General features: G+C 63.9%; 18 protein-coding genes. 14 read left to right on the top strand and 4 right to left on the bottom strand.

Translation table 11 applies throughout. The features are described from left to right. The first annotated feature begins 7 nt into the window (after positions 1-7). The 8 genes from LJ656_RS14005 to LJ656_RS13970 are packed head-to-tail and all read left to right on the top strand — an operon-like array spanning position 8 to position 9405. Complete coding sequence (locus LJ656_RS14005) at positions 8-901, top strand: IclR family transcriptional regulator (protein ID WP_230510003.1); 894 nt, start codon at positions 8-10, stop codon at positions 899-901. After that, on the top strand, positions 901-1710 hold the full coding sequence (locus LJ656_RS14000; RefSeq protein ID WP_230510002.1) for an SDR family oxidoreductase: 810 nt from the start codon (positions 901-903) through the stop codon (positions 1708-1710). Before LJ656_RS14005 ends, LJ656_RS14000 begins: the two co-directional genes overlap by 1 nt. Continuing rightward, positions 1703-3361 carry a thiamine pyrophosphate-binding protein gene (locus LJ656_RS13995; RefSeq protein ID WP_230510001.1) on the top strand — a complete coding sequence of 553 codons (1659 nt, stop codon included), beginning with the start codon at positions 1703-1705 and terminating at the stop codon, positions 3359-3361. The genes LJ656_RS14000 and LJ656_RS13995 overlap by 8 nt, the downstream gene beginning before the upstream one ends. After that, positions 3354-4184 carry an aspartate dehydrogenase gene (locus LJ656_RS13990; protein ID WP_230510000.1) on the top strand — a complete coding sequence of 277 codons (831 nt, stop codon included), beginning with the start codon at positions 3354-3356 and terminating at the stop codon, positions 4182-4184. The genes LJ656_RS13995 and LJ656_RS13990 overlap by 8 nt, the downstream gene beginning before the upstream one ends. 55 nt (positions 4185-4239) lie before the next feature. Beyond that, a complete protein-coding gene (locus LJ656_RS13985; protein ID WP_230509999.1) occupies positions 4240-5730 on the top strand; it encodes an aldehyde dehydrogenase in 1491 nt (496 codons plus the stop codon). A gap of 23 nt (positions 5731-5753) precedes the next feature. Continuing rightward, positions 5754-6719 (top strand): VOC family protein, encoded by a 966-nt coding sequence (locus tag LJ656_RS13980; protein WP_230509998.1) that lies wholly within the window; start codon positions 5754-5756, stop codon positions 6717-6719. Then, positions 6712-7977 carry an NAD(P)/FAD-dependent oxidoreductase gene (locus tag LJ656_RS13975; RefSeq protein ID WP_230509997.1) on the top strand — a complete coding sequence of 422 codons (1266 nt, stop codon included), beginning with the start codon at positions 6712-6714 and terminating at the stop codon, positions 7975-7977. The genes LJ656_RS13980 and LJ656_RS13975 overlap by 8 nt, the downstream gene beginning before the upstream one ends. A 24-nt stretch (positions 7978-8001) precedes the next feature. After that, the gene (locus tag LJ656_RS13970) at positions 8002-9405 is read left to right on the top strand and encodes an MFS transporter (RefSeq protein WP_230509996.1); all 1404 of its coding nucleotides are present in this window, start codon (positions 8002-8004) and stop codon (positions 9403-9405) included. A 90-nt stretch (positions 9406-9495) separates the two neighbouring features. Here LJ656_RS13970 and LJ656_RS13965 read toward each other — a convergent pair whose 3' ends face one another. The 4 genes from LJ656_RS13965 to LJ656_RS13950 all read right to left on the bottom strand — a co-directional run bounded on the left by LJ656_RS13965 (position 9496) and on the right by LJ656_RS13950 (position 12919). Continuing rightward, positions 9496-9957: a GNAT family N-acetyltransferase gene (locus LJ656_RS13965; protein WP_230509995.1), complete on the bottom strand. Its 462-nt coding sequence runs from the start codon at positions 9955-9957 to the stop codon at positions 9496-9498. Positions 9958-10110: 153 nt separating this feature from the next. Then, on the bottom strand, positions 10111-10305 hold the full coding sequence (locus LJ656_RS13960; RefSeq protein WP_230509994.1) for a DUF3562 domain-containing protein: 195 nt from the start codon (positions 10303-10305) through the stop codon (positions 10111-10113). Between the two features lie 238 nt (positions 10306-10543). After that, a complete protein-coding gene (locus tag LJ656_RS13955; protein ID WP_230510186.1) occupies positions 10544-11842 on the bottom strand; it encodes a TAXI family TRAP transporter solute-binding subunit in 1299 nt (432 codons plus the stop codon). Between the two features lie 150 nt (positions 11843-11992). Beyond that, the gene (locus tag LJ656_RS13950; protein WP_230510185.1) at positions 11993-12919 is read right to left on the bottom strand and encodes a LysR family transcriptional regulator; all 927 of its coding nucleotides are present in this window, start codon (positions 12917-12919) and stop codon (positions 11993-11995) included. A gap of 119 nt (positions 12920-13038) precedes the next feature. Here LJ656_RS13950 and LJ656_RS13945 point away from each other — a divergent pair, with 119 nt between their 5' ends. From LJ656_RS13945 to LJ656_RS13920, 6 genes are all read left to right on the top strand, one after another. Next, positions 13039-14133 carry a tartrate dehydrogenase gene (locus tag LJ656_RS13945; protein ID WP_230509993.1) on the top strand — a complete coding sequence of 365 codons (1095 nt, stop codon included), beginning with the start codon at positions 13039-13041 and terminating at the stop codon, positions 14131-14133. A gap of 162 nt (positions 14134-14295) precedes the next feature. Continuing rightward, positions 14296-15606, top strand: coding sequence for an MFS transporter (locus tag LJ656_RS13940; RefSeq protein ID WP_230509992.1), 1311 nt, complete (start codon positions 14296-14298; stop codon positions 15604-15606). Positions 15607-16086: 480 nt separating this feature from the next. Further along, entirely contained in the window at positions 16087-16542 is a 456-nt protein-coding gene (locus tag LJ656_RS13935; RefSeq protein ID WP_230509991.1) for an Ig-like domain-containing protein, read from the top strand. Positions 16543-16545: 3 nt separating this feature from the next. Continuing rightward, positions 16546-17253 carry a M35 family metalloendopeptidase gene (locus tag LJ656_RS13930; RefSeq protein WP_230509990.1) on the top strand — a complete coding sequence of 236 codons (708 nt, stop codon included), beginning with the start codon at positions 16546-16548 and terminating at the stop codon, positions 17251-17253. After that, positions 17250-17762: an OmpA family protein gene (locus LJ656_RS13925; RefSeq protein ID WP_230509989.1), complete on the top strand. Its 513-nt coding sequence runs from the start codon at positions 17250-17252 to the stop codon at positions 17760-17762. Before LJ656_RS13930 ends, LJ656_RS13925 begins: the two co-directional genes overlap by 4 nt. A 64-nt stretch (positions 17763-17826) precedes the next feature. Then, positions 17827-18201, top strand: coding sequence for a hypothetical protein (locus LJ656_RS13920; RefSeq protein ID WP_230509988.1), 375 nt, complete (start codon positions 17827-17829; stop codon positions 18199-18201). Positions 18202-18212 lie beyond the last annotated feature (11 nt).

Genomic DNA, 18212 nt, shown 5'->3' with positions numbered 1-18212 from the left:
CCAACCCATGACACCCGACACCCTTGACGACGAACGCGCCGGCGACGCCGAGCGCAACGAAGCCGGCGCCGACGGCGCCGACGGCGGTTACCGCGTGCCCGGTCTCGAACGCGGACTGAAGATTTTGATGCAGTTTTCGCCGCGCGAGCCGGTGCTCGGCGCGCCCGAGCTGTCGCGTCGTCTGAACATTCCGCGCACCACGGTGTTCCGTTTGCTGCAGACGCTCGAATCGCTCGGCTTTCTCGAACGCGCGGACAAGGACCGCAACTATCGGCTCGGCATCGCGGTGCTGCGTCTGGGCTTCGAATATCTGAGCTCGCTGGAATTGACCGATCTCGGTCTGCCGATCATCGAAGCGCTGCGCAACGACACCGGCCTCACGAGCCACATCGTGATTCGCGACGGCCGCGACGTCGTATTCGTCGCGAAGGCGCAAAGCCATGCGCCGATTTTCAGCTCGGTGAAGGTCAACGTCGGCACGCGCCTGCCCGCGCATGCGACGACCCACGGCCAGGTGCTGATGGGCGACCTGAGCTTCGAAGAACTAAAGAAGCTGTACCCGGAACCGGAACTCGAACGCTTCACTTCGCAGACGCCGGCCACGATCCATGAGCTGTACGAACGGATTCGCGACGACGCGCGGCGCGGTTTCGCGATCAGCGAGTCGTCGTTCGAGCGCGGTATTTCGGTGGTCAGCGCGCCGGTGCGCAACGACACGAACCGCATCGTCGCGGTGATCACGACGACGATTCCGCGCCGCGAGATCGACGCGGAGCTGCTCGATCACGGTCTCGTCGACAAGGTGCGCCGCGCGGCCGACGAGCTGTCGCAGCGACTCAATTACCGGCCGAAGTCTGGGCCGAACGGTGGCAACACGTACATGAAGGCATTGGGGCTCTGATGATCCAAATCGATTTGACCGGACAGGTCGCGGTGGTGACGGGCGGTTCGTCCGGCATCGGCCTCGCAACCGCCGAACAGTTTCTGCGCGCGGGCGCGTCGGTCGCGATCTGCGGCCGCGACACCGCCCGTCTCGAAGACGCGCAAGCCGCGCTGACCGGCAAGGTGCCGGGCGCGCAATTGCTCGCGCAGCGTTGCGACGTGCTCGACGCGAACGACGTGGACGCGTTCGCGCAAGCGGTGCAGGAGCGCTTCGGCCGCACCGACATGCTGATCAACAACGCCGGCCAGGGCCGCGTGTCGACCTTCGCGGACACCAGCGACGAAGCATGGCGCGAAGAACTCGAACTGAAGTACTTCGGCGTGATCCGTCCGACCCGCGCGTTTCTGCCGATGCTGCGCGATACCGCGAACGCCGGCCGCAACGCGGCGATCGTCAACGTGAACTCGCTGCTCGCGCTGCAACCGGAGCCGCATATGGTGGCGACCTCGTCGGCGCGCGCGGGGCTGCTGAGCCTGACCAAATCGCTCGCGGTCGAATTCGCGCCGCAGCTCATTCGCGTGAACTCGATCCTGATCGGCATCGTCGAGTCGGGGCAGTGGCGCCGCCGCTACGCGACCCAGGCGGCGCCCGGCCAAAGCTGGGAAGACTGGACCGGCGAACTGGCGCGCAAGAAAAACATTCCGCTCGGCCGCTTCGGCCGTCCCGAAGAAGCCGCACAGGCGCTCTTTTATCTGGCTACCCCGCTGTCGTCGTACACGACTGGCAGTCACATCGATGTTTCTGGAGGCGTTGCACGACATGTCTAACAAAACCACCGTTGGCGAGCTGATCGCCGCCTTTCTCGAGCAATGCGGCGTTCAAACCGCATTCGGCGTGATCTCGATCCACAACATGCCGATCCTCGACGCGATCAACTCGCGCGGCAAGATCCGTTATGTCGGCGCGCGCGGCGAAGCCGGCGCGGTGAACATGGCCGACGGCCTCGCACGCGTGTCCGGCGGCCTGGGCGTCGCGTTCACGAGCACCGGCACCGCGGCGGGCAACGCGGCGGGCGCGATGGTCGAAGCACTGACCGCGGGCACCGCGCTGCTGCACGTGACCGGCCAGATCGAAACCGAATATCTGGATCAAGACCTCGCGTACATCCACGAAGCGCCGGATCAGCTGTCGATGCTGCAGTCGATCTCGAAGGCCGCGTTTCGCGTGCGCTCGGTCGAAACCGCGCTGCCGACGATCCGCGAAGCGGTACGCGTCGCGCAAACGGCGCCGAGCGGCCCGGTCAGCGTCGAGATTCCGATCGACATCCAGGCCGCCGAAATCGAATGGCCGAACGATCTTGGCGCGCCGCACGTGACCACGCTCACGCATTGCAACGAGCGCGTGAAGCATCTGGCCGAGCAACTGGCGCAGAAGAAGCGTCCGCTGCTGTGGCTCGGCGGCGGCACCCGTCATGCGCGCGCGGCGGTCGAACGTCTGGTTGCGCTCGGCTTCGGCGTGGTGACCAGCGTGCAGGGCCGCGGCGTGCTGCCCGAAGATCATCCGGCCACGCTCGGCGCGTTCAACGTGCACGCGTCGGTCGAAAGCTTCTACAAGACTTGCGACGCGCTGGTGGTGGTCGGCTCGCGTCTGCGCGGCAACGAAACGCTGAAGTACAAGCTCGCGCTGCCGCAGCCGCTGTACCGGATCGACGCCGATGCGCTGGCCGACAACCGCGGCTATCGCAACGAGATGTTCATCCACGGCGACGCCGCGTCGGTGCTCGACGAACTCGCGACGCTGCTCGAAGGCCGCCTCAACGTCGATCCAAAATTCGCGCAGGATCTCGCCGCCGCCCGCGAGAGCGCGGTCGCCGACGTCAGCAAGGGTCTCGGCCCGTACAAGCGTCTCGTCGATGCACTACAGGAAGCAGTGGGCCGCGACTACAACTGGGTGCGTGACGTGACGATCTCGAACAGCACGTGGGGCAATCGCCTGCTGAAGATCTTCTCGCCGCGCGCGGGCGTGCACGCACTCGGCGGCGGCATTGGCCAGGGGATGCAGATGGGCATCGGCGCGGCGCTTGCTGGCAACGCGGCGAAGACCGTCGCGCTGTGCGGCGACGGCGGCCTGATGGTCAACGTCGGCGAACTCGCAACGGCGGTGCAGGAAAACGCCAACGTGATGATCGTGCTGATGAACGACCAATGCTACGGCGTGATCCGCAACATCCAGGACGCGCACTACGGCGGCCGCCGCTGCTACGTGCAGCTGCATCAGCCCGATTTTGCCCAGTTCTGCGAAAGCCTGAAGCTGCCGCACTACCGGATCAAGTCGCTCGACGACGCCGCGTCGATCATCCGCGAAGGAATGGCGCAGACGGGCCCGGTGCTGGTCGAAGTGGACATGCTGTCGGTCGGCTCGTTCACCACCGCGTTCGCGGGCCCGCCGGTCAAGAAAGAGGAGCCGGAACATGCATGAAGCCAGCTACGCGGGGCAGCGCGCACCCATCGACATCGCGATGATCGGCTTCGGCGCGATCGGCCAGACCGTGTATCGCTCGGTCGTCGCCGATCCGGCGGTGCGCGTGTCGCACGTGATCGTGCCCGAGCATCAGATCGCGTCGGTGCGTGAAGCGGTCGGCGCATCGGTCGATGTGGTGTCGTCGGTGCCGGCGCTCAGCCGCAAGCCCGAGTTCGTGCTCGAGTGCGCGGGCCACGGCGCGCTGGTCGATCACGTGGTGCCGCTGCTGAAGGACGGCGTCGATTGCGCGGTCGCGTCGATCGGCGCGCTGTCGGACGTCGCGCTGCTCGACGCGCTGGCCGCGGCCGCCGACGCAGGCGACGCGACGCTGACGCTGCTGTCGGGCGCGATCGGCGGCGTCGATGCGATCTCGGCCGCGCGCTTCGGCGGTCTCGACGAAGTGCTGTACACCGGCCGCAAGCCGCCGACCGGCTGGCTCGGCACGCCGGCCGAACAGGTCTGCGAACTGGCCGCGCTGACCGAAGAGAAAGTGATTTTCGAAGGCAGCGCGCGCGACGCGGCGCGGCTCTATCCGAAGAACGCGAACGTCGCAGCGACGATTGCGCTAGCCGGACTCGGGCTCGACAACACGACGGTGCGGCTGATCGCCGATCCGCACGTGAGTCGCAACGTGCATCGGATCGTCGCGCGCGGCGCGTTCGGCGAGATGTCGCTGGAAATGAGCGGCAAGCCGCTGCCGGATAACCCGAAGACCTCCGCGCTGACCGCGTTCAGCGCGATCCGTGCACTGCGCAATCGCGCGGCGCGCTGCGTGATTTAACGACTCGCTAGACCCGCCTCAAGACCCTGGCCTGACAGCAACCGGAACGACCGACATGACTCACTTCGATACCAGCCTCGTGCCCAACGGCGATATTTTTATCGGCGGCGAATGGCGGCAAGGGCGTGGCAACCCGTATAAAAGCCTGTATCCGGCGGATCAGTCGGTCAACATGGAAATCTCGACGGCCAACGCGGACGACGCGCGCGAAGCGATCGAAGCCGCCGACGCCGCCTGGCGCAAGCCCAACTGGTCGGGTCTGAAGCCGCATCAGCGCGCGCTGATCCTGTACCGGATCGCCGACCTGATCATGGCGCGCCACGAAGCGCTGGCGAATCTGCAACGCCGCGACAACGGCAAGCCGATCGGCGAAACGCGCGTGCTGGTCGCGAGCGCGGCCAACACGTTCCGCTATTTCGCGGCCTGCCTCGAAACGCTCGACGAAGAAGTCACGCCGTCGCGCGGCGACTATCTGACCATGAGCGTGTACGAGCCGATCGGCGTGATCGCGGCGATCACGCCGTGGAATTCGCCGATCGCGTCCGACGCGCAGAAGCTCGCGCCGGCGCTCGCCGGCGGCAACGCAGTCGTGCTGAAGCCCGCTGAAGTGACGCCGCTGGTGTCGCTCGCGCTCGCTCGCATCTGCGAGGAAGCCGGCGTGCCGAAGGGCGTGGTCAGCGTGCTGCCGGGCAAGGGTTCGGTGATCGGCGACGTGCTGGTGCGCCATCCGCTCGTGAAGAAAGTGTCGTTCACCGGCGGCACCGAAGTGGGCCGCGGGATTGCGCGTATCGCGGCGGACAAGCTGATGCCGGTCTCGCTCGAACTGGGCGGCAAGTCGCCGACCATCGTGTTCGACGACGCCGATCTCGATCACGCAGTCAATGGCGTGCTGTACGGCATTTTCAGCTCGTCGGGCGAGGCGTGCATCGCCGGCTCGCGGCTGTTCGTGCAGCGCTCGATCTACGACGAATTCATGCGGCGCCTCGTGGCGGGCGCGAAGAAGCTGCGCGTCGGCGATCCGTCGCGCGAGAACACGCAGATGGGTCCGCTGATCACGCAAGCGCATCGCGAAACGATCGAACGCTATGTCGCGCTCGGTCTGGAAGAGGGCGGCCGTCTGCTGTGCGGCGGCGAGCGCCCGGTCGGCGACGGCCGCGAAGCCGGCACCTACTTCCAGCCGACGATTCTCGAAGGCCTGTCGAACGACGCGAAGATCTGCCAGGAAGAAATCTTCGGCCCGGTGCTGGTCGCGATGCCGTTCGACGACGAAGCAGCACTGCTGAAGGAAGCGAACCACAGCGTGTTCGGCCTCGCCGCCGGCATCTGGACGCGCGACTACAAACGCGCATACCGGATCGCGCGCGGCCTCGAAGCCGGCACGATCTGGATCAACACCTACAAGCTGTTCTCTATTTCGACGCCGTTCAGCGGCTGGAAAGAGAGCGGGATGGGACGCGAAAAGGGCCGTCTCGGCATTCGCGAATACATGCAACAGAAGAGCCTCTACTGGGGCTTGAACGACGCGCCGCTGGCGTGGGCGAACTAACGCGGGCAACGAAGAGGCACGTTATGACGATTCTCGGCATTGAACAGATTACCTACGGCGTGACGGATCTCGCTACCTGTCGGCGTTTTTTCGCGGACTGGGGCCTGAAAGAGACCGCGCACGACGACACGCACGCGCGCTTCATCACGCAAAACGGCTGCACGGTACTGGTGGTCGATGCGAACGACGCGTCGCTGCCGCCTGCGTTCGAAGAAGGCCCGACGCTGCGCGAAGTGACGTGGGGCGTTGCGACCAAGGCGGAACTCGACGCACTGCGCGGCCGCTTCGCCGGTCAGCCGGGCCACTTCGAAACCGATGACGCGGTCGGCTGCATCGATCCGAACGGGATGGCGATTCGTGTCGAAGTCACCCGCAAATGGGCGCTCGACGTGCAGGGTTCGCCGTCGAACGTGTGGGGCAAGACGCTGCGCGTCGATCAGCCGTCGCCGATCTACGAACGCGCGGAGCCGATCGAAGTGGGCCACGTGGTGTTCTTCACGAACAACCTCGCGGAACAGGAAAAGTTCTATCACGAGCTGCTCGGCTTCGAGACCTCGGACCGTTATCCGGGCCGCGGCGCGTTCATGCGCTGCGCGCCGCACGGCGGCCACCACGACCTGTTCCTGCTGGCGCTGCCGAACGGCAAGCGCGGGCTGAACCACGTCGCGTTCACCGTGCGCGATATCCACGAAGTGTTCGGCGGCGGGATGCACATCAACCGCTGCGGCTGGGAAACCCAGCTCGGCCCGGGCCGTCACCCGGTGTCGTCGGCGTACTTCTGGTACTTCAAGAATCCGGCCGGCTCGCTGATCGAGTACTACGCGGACGAAGACCAGCTGACGCCGGAATGGCAGCCGCGCGACTTCGAACCGGGCCCGACCGTGTTCGCCGAATGGGCGATCGACGGCGGTATCGACGGCAACACCCGGCGCCAGAAAGACGCGAAGGCGCCGGAGGGCAAGTTCATGACGGAGCGGAAAAATGACTGACGCTGCCACCGAAAAGGCGCAGGCCGCGCATGCCGGGCTCGACGCGCCGCGCACGATCGTCGTGATCGGCGGCGGCCAGGCGGCCGGCTGGATCGTGAAGACGCTGCGCAAGGAAGGCTTCGACGGCCGTCTGGTGATGATCGCCGACGAAGTGCATCTGCCGTACGAGCGGCCGCCGCTGTCGAAGGCGGTGCTGGCGGGCGACGCGGACATCGACACGGTGCGCCTCGTGAAGCCCGACGATTTCGACGCGCTGAACGTCGACGCATGGCAGCCGGACTGCGCGACCTCGATCGATCGCGAGCAACGGATCGTGCGTACGCAGTCGGGCCGTGAAGTGCAGTACGACCGCCTCGTGATCGCGACCGGCGGCGCCGCGCGCCGTCTGCCCGACGCATTGGTGAAGACTTCGCACGTCGCCTATCTGCGCACGCTCGACGAAGCGGTCGCGCTCGGCGAACGGCTGCGCGCGAGCCAGCGCGTGCTGGTGATCGGCGGCGGCTGGATCGGTCTCGAAGTCGCGGCGACCGCGCGCAAGCTCGGCGTCGCGGCGACTGTGGTGGAAGGCGCGCGGCGTCTGTGCGCGCGCTCGCTGCCGCCGCTGGTATCGAACTTCCTGCTCGAACTGCATCGCGCGAACGGCGTGGACGTGCGTCTGAACGCGGCGCTGGTCAAGCTCGACGATCACCCGAACGACGCGCAGCGGATTCGCGCAACGTTCGCCGACGGCTCGACGCTCGACGCCGATTTCGCGGTGGCCGGCATCGGTCTCGCGCCGCACACGGCGCTCGCGCAGGCGGCCGGCGTGAAGGTCGACGACGGCATCGTGGTCGATCACTTCGGCGCGACCGACGACCCGCGCATCTTCGCGTGCGGCGACGTGGCCAATCATCCGAGCGCGTGGCTCAAGCGCCGGGTGCGGCTCGAATCGTGGGCGAACGCGCAGAACCAGGCGATCTCGACCGCGAAAGCGCTGCTCGGCAGGTTCGAGCCGTACGCGGACATTCCGTGGTTCTGGTCCGATCAGTACGACGTGAACCTGCAGATTCTCGGCGACATTCCCGCCAATGCCGAACTCGCGGTACGCGGCGATCTGCCCGGCAAACGCGCAACCCTGTTTCATCTGGAAGACAACGCAATTCGCGGCGTGATCGCGATCAACACTCCGCGCGAGCTGAAGCTCTCGCGCAAGTGGATGAACCAAGGCCGGACCATCGACCTTGCCACCTTGACTGACGCCTCAACGGCGCTTGCCTAACCTTTCTACGGACGGCACCCTGGCATGAGAACCATCGATAACACTACCGGAGACCGCAGCAGCGCCGGCGTTGCTGGCGCGGTTACGCAGGGCTCCATCATCGCCCGTCTCGAGCGGATGCCGCGCAACCGGTTGCAGGTGCGCGCGCGGATCCTGATCGGACTGGCGACCTTCTTCGACGGCTTCGACGTCATCGCGATCGCGACCACGCTGCCGCTGTTGATCGCGAAGTGGAACCTGACGCCGTGGGACATCGGCTTTTTGCTCGGCTCGGGCTCGGTCGGACAACTGATCGGGGCGTTCCTGTTTCCGTGGTACGCGGAACGCGCCGGCCGCGTGAAGGCGATTGCGCTGAGCTCGGGGATTATCGGCATTACGAGTATTGCGTGCGGCTTCGCGCCGACTTTCGCGGTGTTCGTCGCGCTGCGCATCGTGCAAGGCCTCGGGCTCGGCGGCGAATTGCCGGTGGCCGCGACCTACATCAACGAAATCAGCCGCGCGCATGGCCGCGGACGTTTCGTGCTGCTGTACGAGATCGTGTTCCCGATCGGCCTGCTCGCATCGAGCGCGATGGGCGCGTGGATCGTGCCGCGCTTCGGCTGGCAGGCGATGTACTTCATCGGCGGCGCGCCGCTCATCCTGTTCTTCGTGCTGCGCAAGCTGGTGCCGGAATCGCCGCGCTGGCTCGCGGTGCGCGACCGGATGGCCGAAGCCGATTCCGCGGTGCTCGCATTCGAACGCGCGGCCAAGGTGCCGCTGCCGCCGGTCGCGCATGCGCAGGAGTTCGACGAGATGGTCAATCGCCATCCGAAGCGCCGCGTCGCGGACCTGTTCGGCAAGGCCTATCTGAAGCGCACGCTGGCGGTTGCAATGCTGTGGATCACCTGCGGCTTCATCCAGTACGGTCTGTCGACATGGCTGCCGACGATCTATCGCACCGTCTATCACGCGCCGCTGCAACTGGCGCTGAATCTGGCGGTGGCCGCTTCGGTGCTCGGCGTGCTCGGTTCGCTCGCTTGCGCGCTGCTGGTCGATACGGTCGGGCGCAAGCCGATCATCAACATCTCGTTCGTGCTGTGCGCGATTTCGCTGGCGATGGCCGGTGTGCTGCACAACTCGTCAGTGTACGTGGTTGCGACCTGCTGCGCGCTGGCGCTCGGCTTTCTCGCGAGCGGCTTCATCACCGCCTACGTGTACACGCCGGAGCTGTACCCGACCAGCATCCGCGCGATGGGCTGCGGAGTCGGCGGCGCGTGGCTGAAGGTGGCGGCGATCTTCGCGCCGACGATCGTGTCGAAGACGATGATCGGCGGCAACCTCGACGTCGCGTTCTATATCCTCGCGGCGGTGCCGTTCCTCGCGGCGGTCGCGGTGCATTTCCTCGGGATCGAGACGAAGGGGAAGGTGCTGGAGCAGTTGGAGGCTTGATGCGAGTCGCCGCGTAATTGCCGGCGCAGTAATGAAACGAAAGGCGCACCCGAGGGTGCGCCTTTCGTCTTTGCGGCGCCGCGTTGCAAGTTACAACGCCTTGCGATACACGACGAAGCCCGACTTGTCCGCGACCTTGTCGTACAGCCGCATCGCGGTGTGATTGGTCTCGTGAGTGAGCCAGTACACGCGCTCGGCGCCGTCGGCCTTCGCGCGCGCATACACCGCTTCGATCAACGCGCGGCCGACGCCTTTGCCGCGTTCGCTGTCGAGCGTGTACAGGTCCTGCAGATAACAGGTCGGGCCGGCCAGTGTGGTGTGACGGTGGTAGAGGAAATGCACGAGGCCGAGCAACTGTCCTTCGCGCTCCGCGACGAACGCATGCATCGGCTCGTAGCCGTCGAAAAAACGGTTCCACGTAATGTGCGTGATCTGGCGCGGCAACGCGGTCTCGCCGGCGCGGCCGTAGAACGCGTTATACGCGTCCCACAACGGCAGCCAGGCAGCGAAGTCGTCACGGGTGACAGCGCGAATCTGCGGCGAAGCGGACATGGATGAGGTTCCTGAGCGGTCGGCGGGCGGCGGCGCGCCCGCGGAAAGTTGATGAACCGTCAGGATAGGAAATTCGTCGCGCGATTGTTAGCTCCACGACCGGCGCGAAATCTGGGACCACGCACCCGGCGCCACGCGCCGCGCGCGAGCGGGTCAGTGCTTGCGATGACGCAGTTCGTTGCGAACCTTTTTCGCCGCGAACAGCGGCACGTAGTCCAGCACGCGGGCCTGATGCCGATAATCGGCGAGCGTTTCGGTGTACATCCGGGACACCGTTTCAGGCGGCGTATCGGTTTCTTCGGCGATGCTTTTTACGACTTCCTCAATGTTCGGCTCAGGCTGCGACATAGGATCTCTCCGGGAAAACACGGTAGGCGGCAATTGCCGGAACGCGGACAGCAGGTGTTCATTACAGGATGCGATCGGCAAGCCTGCCAATTGAATCGAACTATCGTTTGATTTCCTTCACAGAGATTTTTTGCTTGCTTAACGCTATGTGCTTAGCCGGCGAGGCCGCGCGGAAAATCAACGCACCGCGCGGCAACCGGCGTCCCGCAAATGTGCATGGCCTGCAAGCGGCACGCGGCTATTTGCCCACCTTCTCCGCGACGTGCGCAATCCGGTCGCGCACGATCCCGATCGCCTGTTTCAACGCATAAACATCCTGAAAGTATTGATACGGAATCCGGATCAAGCTCGCGTTCGCGTCGATGCTTTCGATTTCTTCATTCCATTGGGCGATCTGCGCGCGGGTCGGATTAGGGTTTTTCCATACTTCGTCTTCCAGCGCCTTGATCTCGCGGTACCAGACCACGAGGCGCTTTTTCATCCGCGTTTCGAGCAGGCGCGGCAGTGCCTGCACGAGGCCGATCAGCAGCGCGAGGAACGGCACGAGGATCAGCAGGCGCCGCTCGATCAGGCTCGCGAGCCAGAACGGCAGATAGCGATACAGGAACGGCCGGCCCGATTTGAAGTAGCGCACGCTCTCGTCGGAGATCGGGAATTCCTCGGTGCGCAGATTCGGGAACGTGCCGAGCGGCGTGAAGTAGTCCTCGCCGCCGTGCACGGTGCGCGCCGCGTCGAGCAACAGATAGACGAGCGCCGGATGCAGCGTGTCCTTCGACACCAGCAGCGCGGTCGCCGCCAGCAGCGTGACGTCGTGGCGCGGCAGATCGTCGGCGACGCTGGTCGACGCGCGCGGCAACACGATCTTCGACAGCGACGGGAATTTCTGCGCCAACGCATCGGCCTGCGCGAAGCTCATCAGCTTCAGGTTGCTGGTGAGCAGCGTGCGCTGCATCTCGGCATCCGGCCGGCCGATGAAGAACGCCGCGTCGATCTGGCCGCTTTCGAGCCCCTGGTACGCGTCGTTCGCGGCCATTTGCAGCAGCGTGGTGTTCTGGTTCGTGATGCCGCTATAGCCGAGCAGCGTCTGCGAAACGTTCAGCAGGCCGCTGCCCGGCACGCCTATCGAAATGCGTTTGCCGCGCAGTTGCGAGAGCCGGTCGACTGTCGCGTCGCCGCGGTAGAACACCCAGATCGGTTCGTACGAGACGGCGGCGATCGTCTGCAGCGCGTCGGTGTCTCGCGGGGTGACCGTGCCGGACTGGATGAAGCCGACCTGGTATGCGCTGTCGGGGTCCGTCAGGCGCTGATAGTTTTCGACCGAGCCCGACGAGCTGCGAATGTCGAGCTTGATCCCTTCGCGTTTGAGCAGCGGCGCGTAGCGATCGGCAAAGCCGCGATAGATGCCGTTGTCCGCGCCGGTGGTAATGACGATCGTGCGTTGGAACGCCGGTTGCAGCACCAGCGCGATGATCCAGCCCACTACAGCAAACAGCACGATCGCGCCGACGATCAGAATACGTCGCCGCGCGCGCGTCATCGGCATGCGCTGACTACGATGGAGCGCCGGGTTAGGTCTGCGCATCGTTACCCATCTCTCTTTGTGTGGTTTGCCTCTGAAGGAGCGCCGCGCCGGGGAATGGCGCGGGTTCCGGCTTATGGTTTATCGCGCTTTACGATACCAGAAGCCCTACGCGAGCGAGCCCGCGGCGCCGCTCAAATCCTGCGCGATGAACTCGACGAACGTGCGAATCCGGTTCGACATCTGATGGCGCGGCGAATAGACCGCGAAGATGTCGGCATTCGGCGTGTCGTGATCGGCGAGCAGCTGAACCAGCGAGCCGTCGGCCAGATATTGGCGGATGTCCCACTCCGCGCGCATCAGGATGCCGTGGCCCGCGAGCGCCCATTTGACCGCGATCTCGCCGTCGTTGGTGGTCAGCGTGCCTTTGATGCGCACGCTTTCCGTCTTGCGCGCGGCGCCGCGTCCGGAAGTCAGTCGCCACACGCCGTACGCTTCGTCGCCCTGGCGAATGCCGATGCAGTCGTGGCGGCTCAGGTCGCGCGCGTTGAGCGGCGTGCCGCGCGCGGCGAGGTACGACGGCGCCGCGCACAACAGGCGCCGGTTCGGCGCGAGTCGGCGCGCGACCACGCGGGTATCGGGCGGCTCGCCGAAACGGATGCAGACGTCGTAGCTGTCGTCGGTGAGCGGCGGTGCGGTGACCGACAGCTGCAACTGCACCGACACCTGCGGGTACTTCGCGACGAAACGCGAAATGGCCGGCCCGACATAACCGCGCCCGAAGCCGAGCGTCGCGTTCACGCGCAGCAGCCCCTTCGGCGTCTGCTTCGCCGCGCCGAGCAGCTCGGCGAGTTCGTCGATCTCGTCGAGAATCCGCCGCGCGTGCGCGAGGTACAGCTCGCCTTCGGGCGTCAGCATCATCCGCCGCGTGGTGCGGTTCACCAGCGCGACGCCCGCGCGCTGCTCCATCTGCGTGAGCCGTTTGCTGACCGCGGCGGCCGTCAGCCCCAGCTCGCGCGCGGCCGCGCTGAGGCTGCCGCTGGCGGCGAGCGTCGAAAAAAAGCTCAGATCGGCCGGCTGGACAGTGTTCCGCAGCGCGTTGGCAGCCATTTCACTTGTGAATTCAGGTTAAAGATGCTTTGAGTTTAGCACCGGTTTTTAGCCGGGCGAGCGCGCTAGAGTGAAGCCATACACCCTTCACCAAGGACGGAGACATGAAAACCTATCGCATCGCAACCATCCCCGGCGACGGCATCGGCAAGGAGGTCGTGCCGGCCGGCGCGCAAGTGCTCGAAGCGCTCGCGAACTGCACCCGCGCATTCGCGTTCGAGTTCGAGAACTTCGACTGGGGCGGCGACTACTACCGCGAGCACGGCGTGATGATGCCGGCCGACGGCCTGGACGCGATCCGCGACAAGGACGCGATCCTGTTCGGCTCGGCGGGCGACAAGGACATTCCCGACCACATCACGCTGTGGGGTCTGCGGCTGAAGATCTGCCAGGGCTTCGACCAGTACGCGAACGTGCGCCCGACCCGCATCCTGCCCGGCATCGATGCGCCGCTGAAGTACTGCAAGCCGGAGGACCTGAACTGGGTGATCGTGCGGGAAAATTCGGAGGGCGAATATTCGGGCGTCGGCGGTCGCGTGCACCAGGGCCATCCCATCGAGGCGGCGACCGACGTGTCGATCCTCACGCGCGCCGGTGTCGAACGGATCATGCGCTTCGCGTTCCGGCTCGCGCAGTCGCGCCCGCGCAAGCTGCTTACGGTGATCACGAAGAGCAACGCGCAGCGTCACGCGATGGTGATGTGGGACGAGATCGCGCTCGAAGTCTCCAGGGAGTTTCCGGACGTCACGTGGGACAAGGAGCTGGTCGACGCCGCGACCGCGCGGATGGTCAACCGGCCGGCCACGCTCGACACGATCGTCGCGACCAACCTGCACGCCGACATCCTCAGCGACCTCGCGGCCGCGCTGGCGGGAAGCCTCGGCATCGCGCCGACCGGCAACATCGATCCGGAGCACCGCTATCCGTCGATGTTCGAGCCGATCCACGGCTCCGCGTTCGACATCATGGGCAAGGGGTTAGCGAATCCGGTCGGCACGTTCTGGTCGGTCGTGATGCTGCTCGAACACCTCGGCGAAACCGACGCCGCGCGCCGCGTGATGCAGGCGATCGAAGCGGTGACCGCGAACAACGCGCTGCATACGCGCGACCTGGGCGGCAACGCGACCACCGCGCAGGTGACCGCGGCGGTGTGCGCGTTCATCGAGCAGGCGGTGGCGCCGGCGGCGAACGCGGCCTGAAGATGGGCTGAACGACGGGCTGAACGTCGGGCTGAACATCGGGCTGAACATCGGGCCGGCGCGCTCGCGTCGCACCAACCTCATCTAATCAGTACGGCCCAACGACGGCCGGCGTCAAAGCTCGCGCGCGGCGTTTCGCGCCGCGCGCCGCAGGAGGAGACAATGACTTCCGAACTCGAAACCCGGGTGTCCCGCAAGCTGATGCTGCGGATCATCCCGTTCGTGATGCTGCTGTATTTCGTGAGCTTTCTCGATCGCGTGAACGTCGGCTTTGCCGCGCTCACGATGAACAAGGCGATCGGACTTTCGCCGACCGCGTTCGGACTCGGCGGCGGGCTGTTCTTCATCGGCTACTTTCTGTTCGAAGTGCCATCGAACCTGATCTTGCACAAGGTCGGCGCGCGCCGCTGGATTGCGCGCGTGATGGTGTCGTGGGGGATCGTGTCGCTCGCGTCCGCGTTCGTGGTCGGGCCGAACAGTTTCTACGCGCTGCGCTTCATTCTCGGCGTCGCGGAAGCGGGCTTCTTTCCCGGCATCATCCTGTATCTGAGCCTGTGGTTTCCGACCCGCCAGCGCGCGGTCGCGGCCGCGTGGTTCATGGCCGCCGCGCCGATCTCGACCGCGATCGGCTCGCCGCTGTCCGGCGCGATCATGAAGCTGCCGCCGATCGCCGGCCTCGCCGACTGGCAGTTGCTGTACATCATCGAAGCGGTGCCGGCAATCGTGCTCGGCTTCTTTGTGCTCAAGTATCTGACCGACAAGCCCGCGCAAGCGCAGTGGTTGCAGCCGGACGAGCGCGACTGGCTGATCGCGAAGCTCAGGAGCGAGGCCGAGGCGCGGCAGACGCATACCGGGCATACGGCCGGCGCGCTCAGTGCATTGCGTGATCCGCGAGTGCTCGCGTTGGCGCTGATTTACTTCGGCACGTCGGCGGGGCTTTATACGCTCGGCTTGTGGGCGCCGCTGATCATTCGGCAATACGGCTTCGGTTCGTTCGAAACGGGCTTGCTCGCCGGTGTGCCGAGCGTGCTCGCGGTGATCGCGATGGTGCTGTGGGCGAAGCACTCGGACCGTACCGAGGAGCGCACGTGGCACGTGGTGATTCCGTGCGCGTTGGCCTGTGTCGGCTTCCTGTTCGCCGGCAATGCGACGAGCGCGTTGATGATCGTGCTGGCGCTGGTGATCGTGAATATCGGCATCAGCGCGGCCAAGGCGCCATTGTGGGCGATGCCGAGCATGTTCCTGTCGGGTGCGGGCGCGGCTGCGGGGATCGCGATGATCAATTCGGTGGGGAACCTGGGCGGCTTCGTCGGACCGTTTGCGATCGGCTGGCTCAAGAACGTGACCGGCGGTTATTCGGCGGGTCTGTATGTGGTCGGCGCGACGTTGGCGGTGTCGGCGGTGGTGACGTTGATGTTGAGCCGGCAGACGAGGCGGGCGCCGGTTGGAGTGGAAGAGCGGCATGGTCATTGAGGATTGCCCGACGACGTGAAATGCGAAACATGAAACACGCAACGGCCGCCGGATCATCATTCCGGCGGCCATCGTCGTTTCACACTCAAAGCCCCTACCAGAACCCATGTACCGAAACGACGCGGCGAAAAGCTGAGGGTTCGCTCGAACTCTTCTGCAAGTGGCCACACTCCGTAAGCATTTCAAAGTGCCGTTGGGATTTTCTTTCTCCGCTCGGGCCGCCGTTCGGTCGGCCTATCTTCCCCCTCATTCCCGCCAACTCCCGTCCTGCTTCGATCTTCCGATTTGATAAATGTCGTCTTTGCTGTTTTAGATCAGAGAAAAGAAGTTCTTTAGGACAATTCTTAAAGACGTGTGCGACGAGATCGCGCTAGCTTTGATCCGACCTCAAACCAATAAGGACTGAGAGTAACCGGCGGCATTGCAGTGCGGTCGGAATGGCCCGCACGCGATGCGCGCCATTCACCAATGGGAGACCATATGGCTGAGAGGATGCGGCCCGCAGCGGACATCATTGCGGATATGAAAAAGAAGTTTAACGAAGCGTTCGAGGGGGCGAACGGACAGGAGTGCATTGGTTGGCGCGTGACATTCAAGGTATTCAAGAGTTTCCCGGACGTGCCATACGCACAGACGATGCACCATCAGACTGGCGAAATGATCCCGATCAGTTCAATCAAGGCATTGTCATGCGGTTACGACATGCGGCATGCGATCGGGGAGCCGTTGGGTTGCAAGTGCATTCCTCGCTCGCCGGGTCGTTACTACGAGCGGTACGTCGTCAAGGATGACGAAGGCAATCCGGTCCCGAACGTGCCGTACCGCATTCTCGATAGTGGCAAGCCGATCCAGTCCGGAGTGACGGATTCACAAGGCAGGACCGAGCGCATCGCAACCTCGCGATTAAAGCATGTAACTTTGGAATTGGAGCACTGAGATATGAATAACAACGAGCACGGCTTCAGAATGCCGACAGAAGTGGAAGATGACGATTGGGTCGTTGTGCATCCTGGGCCATGGACAAACGCGAACCCCAATTCATTGGTGGAAGTGGTCATCAATACGACCCCGATCTGCCCGAACATGACCAATAAGGAGTTCAGAAAGGAAGTCATGAGGGCACGAGATATCGGCGTTAGTTTGATCAAACAACGCATCAAGGCCGTGGCACTCTGGGAAGAAAAGGAGCAGGATCGCGCGCGAGCTTTTTTCGCCCGCTCAGACATAGAAATGCGAACGTATCTCGGCACGAGACTGCCGCGGTTGATGAAGGCGATGCAGCAACTGGTACCCGAAAATATAATTCGGTGGGACAGTCGAACAGGTAAACCGATGTCATGTAGCCTCAAACCACACAAACCGGATTCCCAAGCCTCTGTGTGCAAGCCCGATTCGGAAAAGCGGATTATCGCTATCCATTCAGCTTACTGCGAGAAACCGTTCGGCAGGCTGTCGGTAGGTTGCAAGGTGAAGACGATTATCCACGAATGCACCCACTTCACCGACACCTTCAATTCCGATGATCACGTTTATGTGGACTCGGAAGCCGGGGCACGGTTCTGGGCTAGCAATAATCCCGAACGAGCGTTTGAGAACGCGGACAGCATAACGGGATATATCGCAACTTTCGATATCGAAAAGAAATGAAGGCCACAAGACTCAATCTACGGTGTCGCGCTCTGGCCGCGGCTCTCGCCTTGTGCGTGTGGAGTTGCGAATCGGCTTACGCCGAGCACTCGCAGGAAGTGGCTCCGAAGCCGGCGGGAACCTGCCGATTCCTTAAAAGCGTTGAATTGGAGTTGCCATTTAACACTACCGAGCTTTCGAAAGAACAGCGCCAGACAATTGCAGCGGCTTTTGAAGGTACAAAGGCGTGGCCAAAGGTCGATATTCAGGCATTTGTCACTGCTGGGGCTTATACAGGCGAACGCGATCTGGAAAGTCTGAAACAGCGTCGCGGCGAGCTGGTAAAAGCGTATTTGACGGAACTGGGCATGAAAAGCGAGGCGATATACGTCTGGCCTAAAACCATGATGGATTTTTTTGTGGTGAAGCGTCCCGACGGCGAACCCGTTGTTCAAGCGATTTACATCGAATTGACTCCGATCTGCGCGGGCAGTTGTCAATGGATGTGCGATGATCCACCGCCGAAATAGCATCAAGAGTGGTGAGAGTAGCCGGATATGTAGCCACTTTTGATACAGACGAAATAGAAAAAATATGAATTACAAGTTCCGCACCCTTGCCGGCGTGTTTAGCTTATGCGTGAGTCTTTGCGGACCAGCTTTCTCAGGGCAAGTAGTCGACGGCATGAAGGCGGAGCGGCAAACCTCCACCGGATATCGCTTTGTTGAGCACGTGGATCTACAGTTGCCGTTCAACACGACAGCGCTCTCGAAGGATGACCGGCAGGCAATCGAAAAAGCTGTGAGAAAAGCACAGGAATGGCAGAAACTTCCATATGTGGGGCTTCAGATTATCGTAGTCTCGGGCGCATATATCGGCGAGCGTGATCTGGATATCTTGCAGGATCGGCGTGGTGAGGTGGCTTTGCGCATAGCGCTGCCTGACAGGGGAGTCAGGCTTTCCGCCTGAATCCCTCTCCG

Source organism: Paraburkholderia sejongensis, from assembly GCF_020880815.1.
Classification (GTDB): domain Bacteria; phylum Pseudomonadota; class Gammaproteobacteria; order Burkholderiales; family Burkholderiaceae; genus Paraburkholderia; species Paraburkholderia sejongensis.
Note: the sequence above shows the minus strand (reverse complement) of the source record. Positions and strands in the feature narration are given on the sequence as shown.

Coding starts and splice junctions, on each gene's coding strand:
- LJ656_RS14005 (WP_230510003.1), top strand. CDS start 8: ATGACACCCGACACCCTTGACGACGAACGCGCCGGCGACGCCGAGCGC.
- LJ656_RS14000 (WP_230510002.1), top strand. CDS start 901: ATGATCCAAATCGATTTGACCGGACAGGTCGCGGTGGTGACGGGCGGT.
- LJ656_RS13995 (WP_230510001.1), top strand. CDS start 1,703: ATGTCTAACAAAACCACCGTTGGCGAGCTGATCGCCGCCTTTCTCGAG.
- LJ656_RS13990 (WP_230510000.1), top strand. CDS start 3,354: ATGCATGAAGCCAGCTACGCGGGGCAGCGCGCACCCATCGACATCGCG.
- LJ656_RS13985 (WP_230509999.1), top strand. CDS start 4,240: ATGACTCACTTCGATACCAGCCTCGTGCCCAACGGCGATATTTTTATC.
- LJ656_RS13980 (WP_230509998.1), top strand. CDS start 5,754: ATGACGATTCTCGGCATTGAACAGATTACCTACGGCGTGACGGATCTC.
- LJ656_RS13975 (WP_230509997.1), top strand. CDS start 6,712: ATGACTGACGCTGCCACCGAAAAGGCGCAGGCCGCGCATGCCGGGCTC.
- LJ656_RS13970 (WP_230509996.1), top strand. CDS start 8,002: ATGAGAACCATCGATAACACTACCGGAGACCGCAGCAGCGCCGGCGTT.
- LJ656_RS13965 (WP_230509995.1), bottom strand. CDS start 9,957: ATGTCCGCTTCGCCGCAGATTCGCGCTGTCACCCGTGACGACTTCGCT.
- LJ656_RS13960 (WP_230509994.1), bottom strand. CDS start 10,305: ATGTCGCAGCCTGAGCCGAACATTGAGGAAGTCGTAAAAAGCATCGCC.
- LJ656_RS13955 (WP_230510186.1), bottom strand. CDS start 11,842: ATGACGCGCGCGCGGCGACGTATTCTGATCGTCGGCGCGATCGTGCTG.
- LJ656_RS13945 (WP_230509993.1), top strand. CDS start 13,039: ATGAAAACCTATCGCATCGCAACCATCCCCGGCGACGGCATCGGCAAG.
- LJ656_RS13940 (WP_230509992.1), top strand. CDS start 14,296: ATGACTTCCGAACTCGAAACCCGGGTGTCCCGCAAGCTGATGCTGCGG.
- LJ656_RS13935 (WP_230509991.1), top strand. CDS start 16,087: ATGGCTGAGAGGATGCGGCCCGCAGCGGACATCATTGCGGATATGAAA.
- LJ656_RS13930 (WP_230509990.1), top strand. CDS start 16,546: ATGAATAACAACGAGCACGGCTTCAGAATGCCGACAGAAGTGGAAGAT.
- LJ656_RS13925 (WP_230509989.1), top strand. CDS start 17,250: ATGAAGGCCACAAGACTCAATCTACGGTGTCGCGCTCTGGCCGCGGCT.
- LJ656_RS13920 (WP_230509988.1), top strand. CDS start 17,827: ATGAATTACAAGTTCCGCACCCTTGCCGGCGTGTTTAGCTTATGCGTG.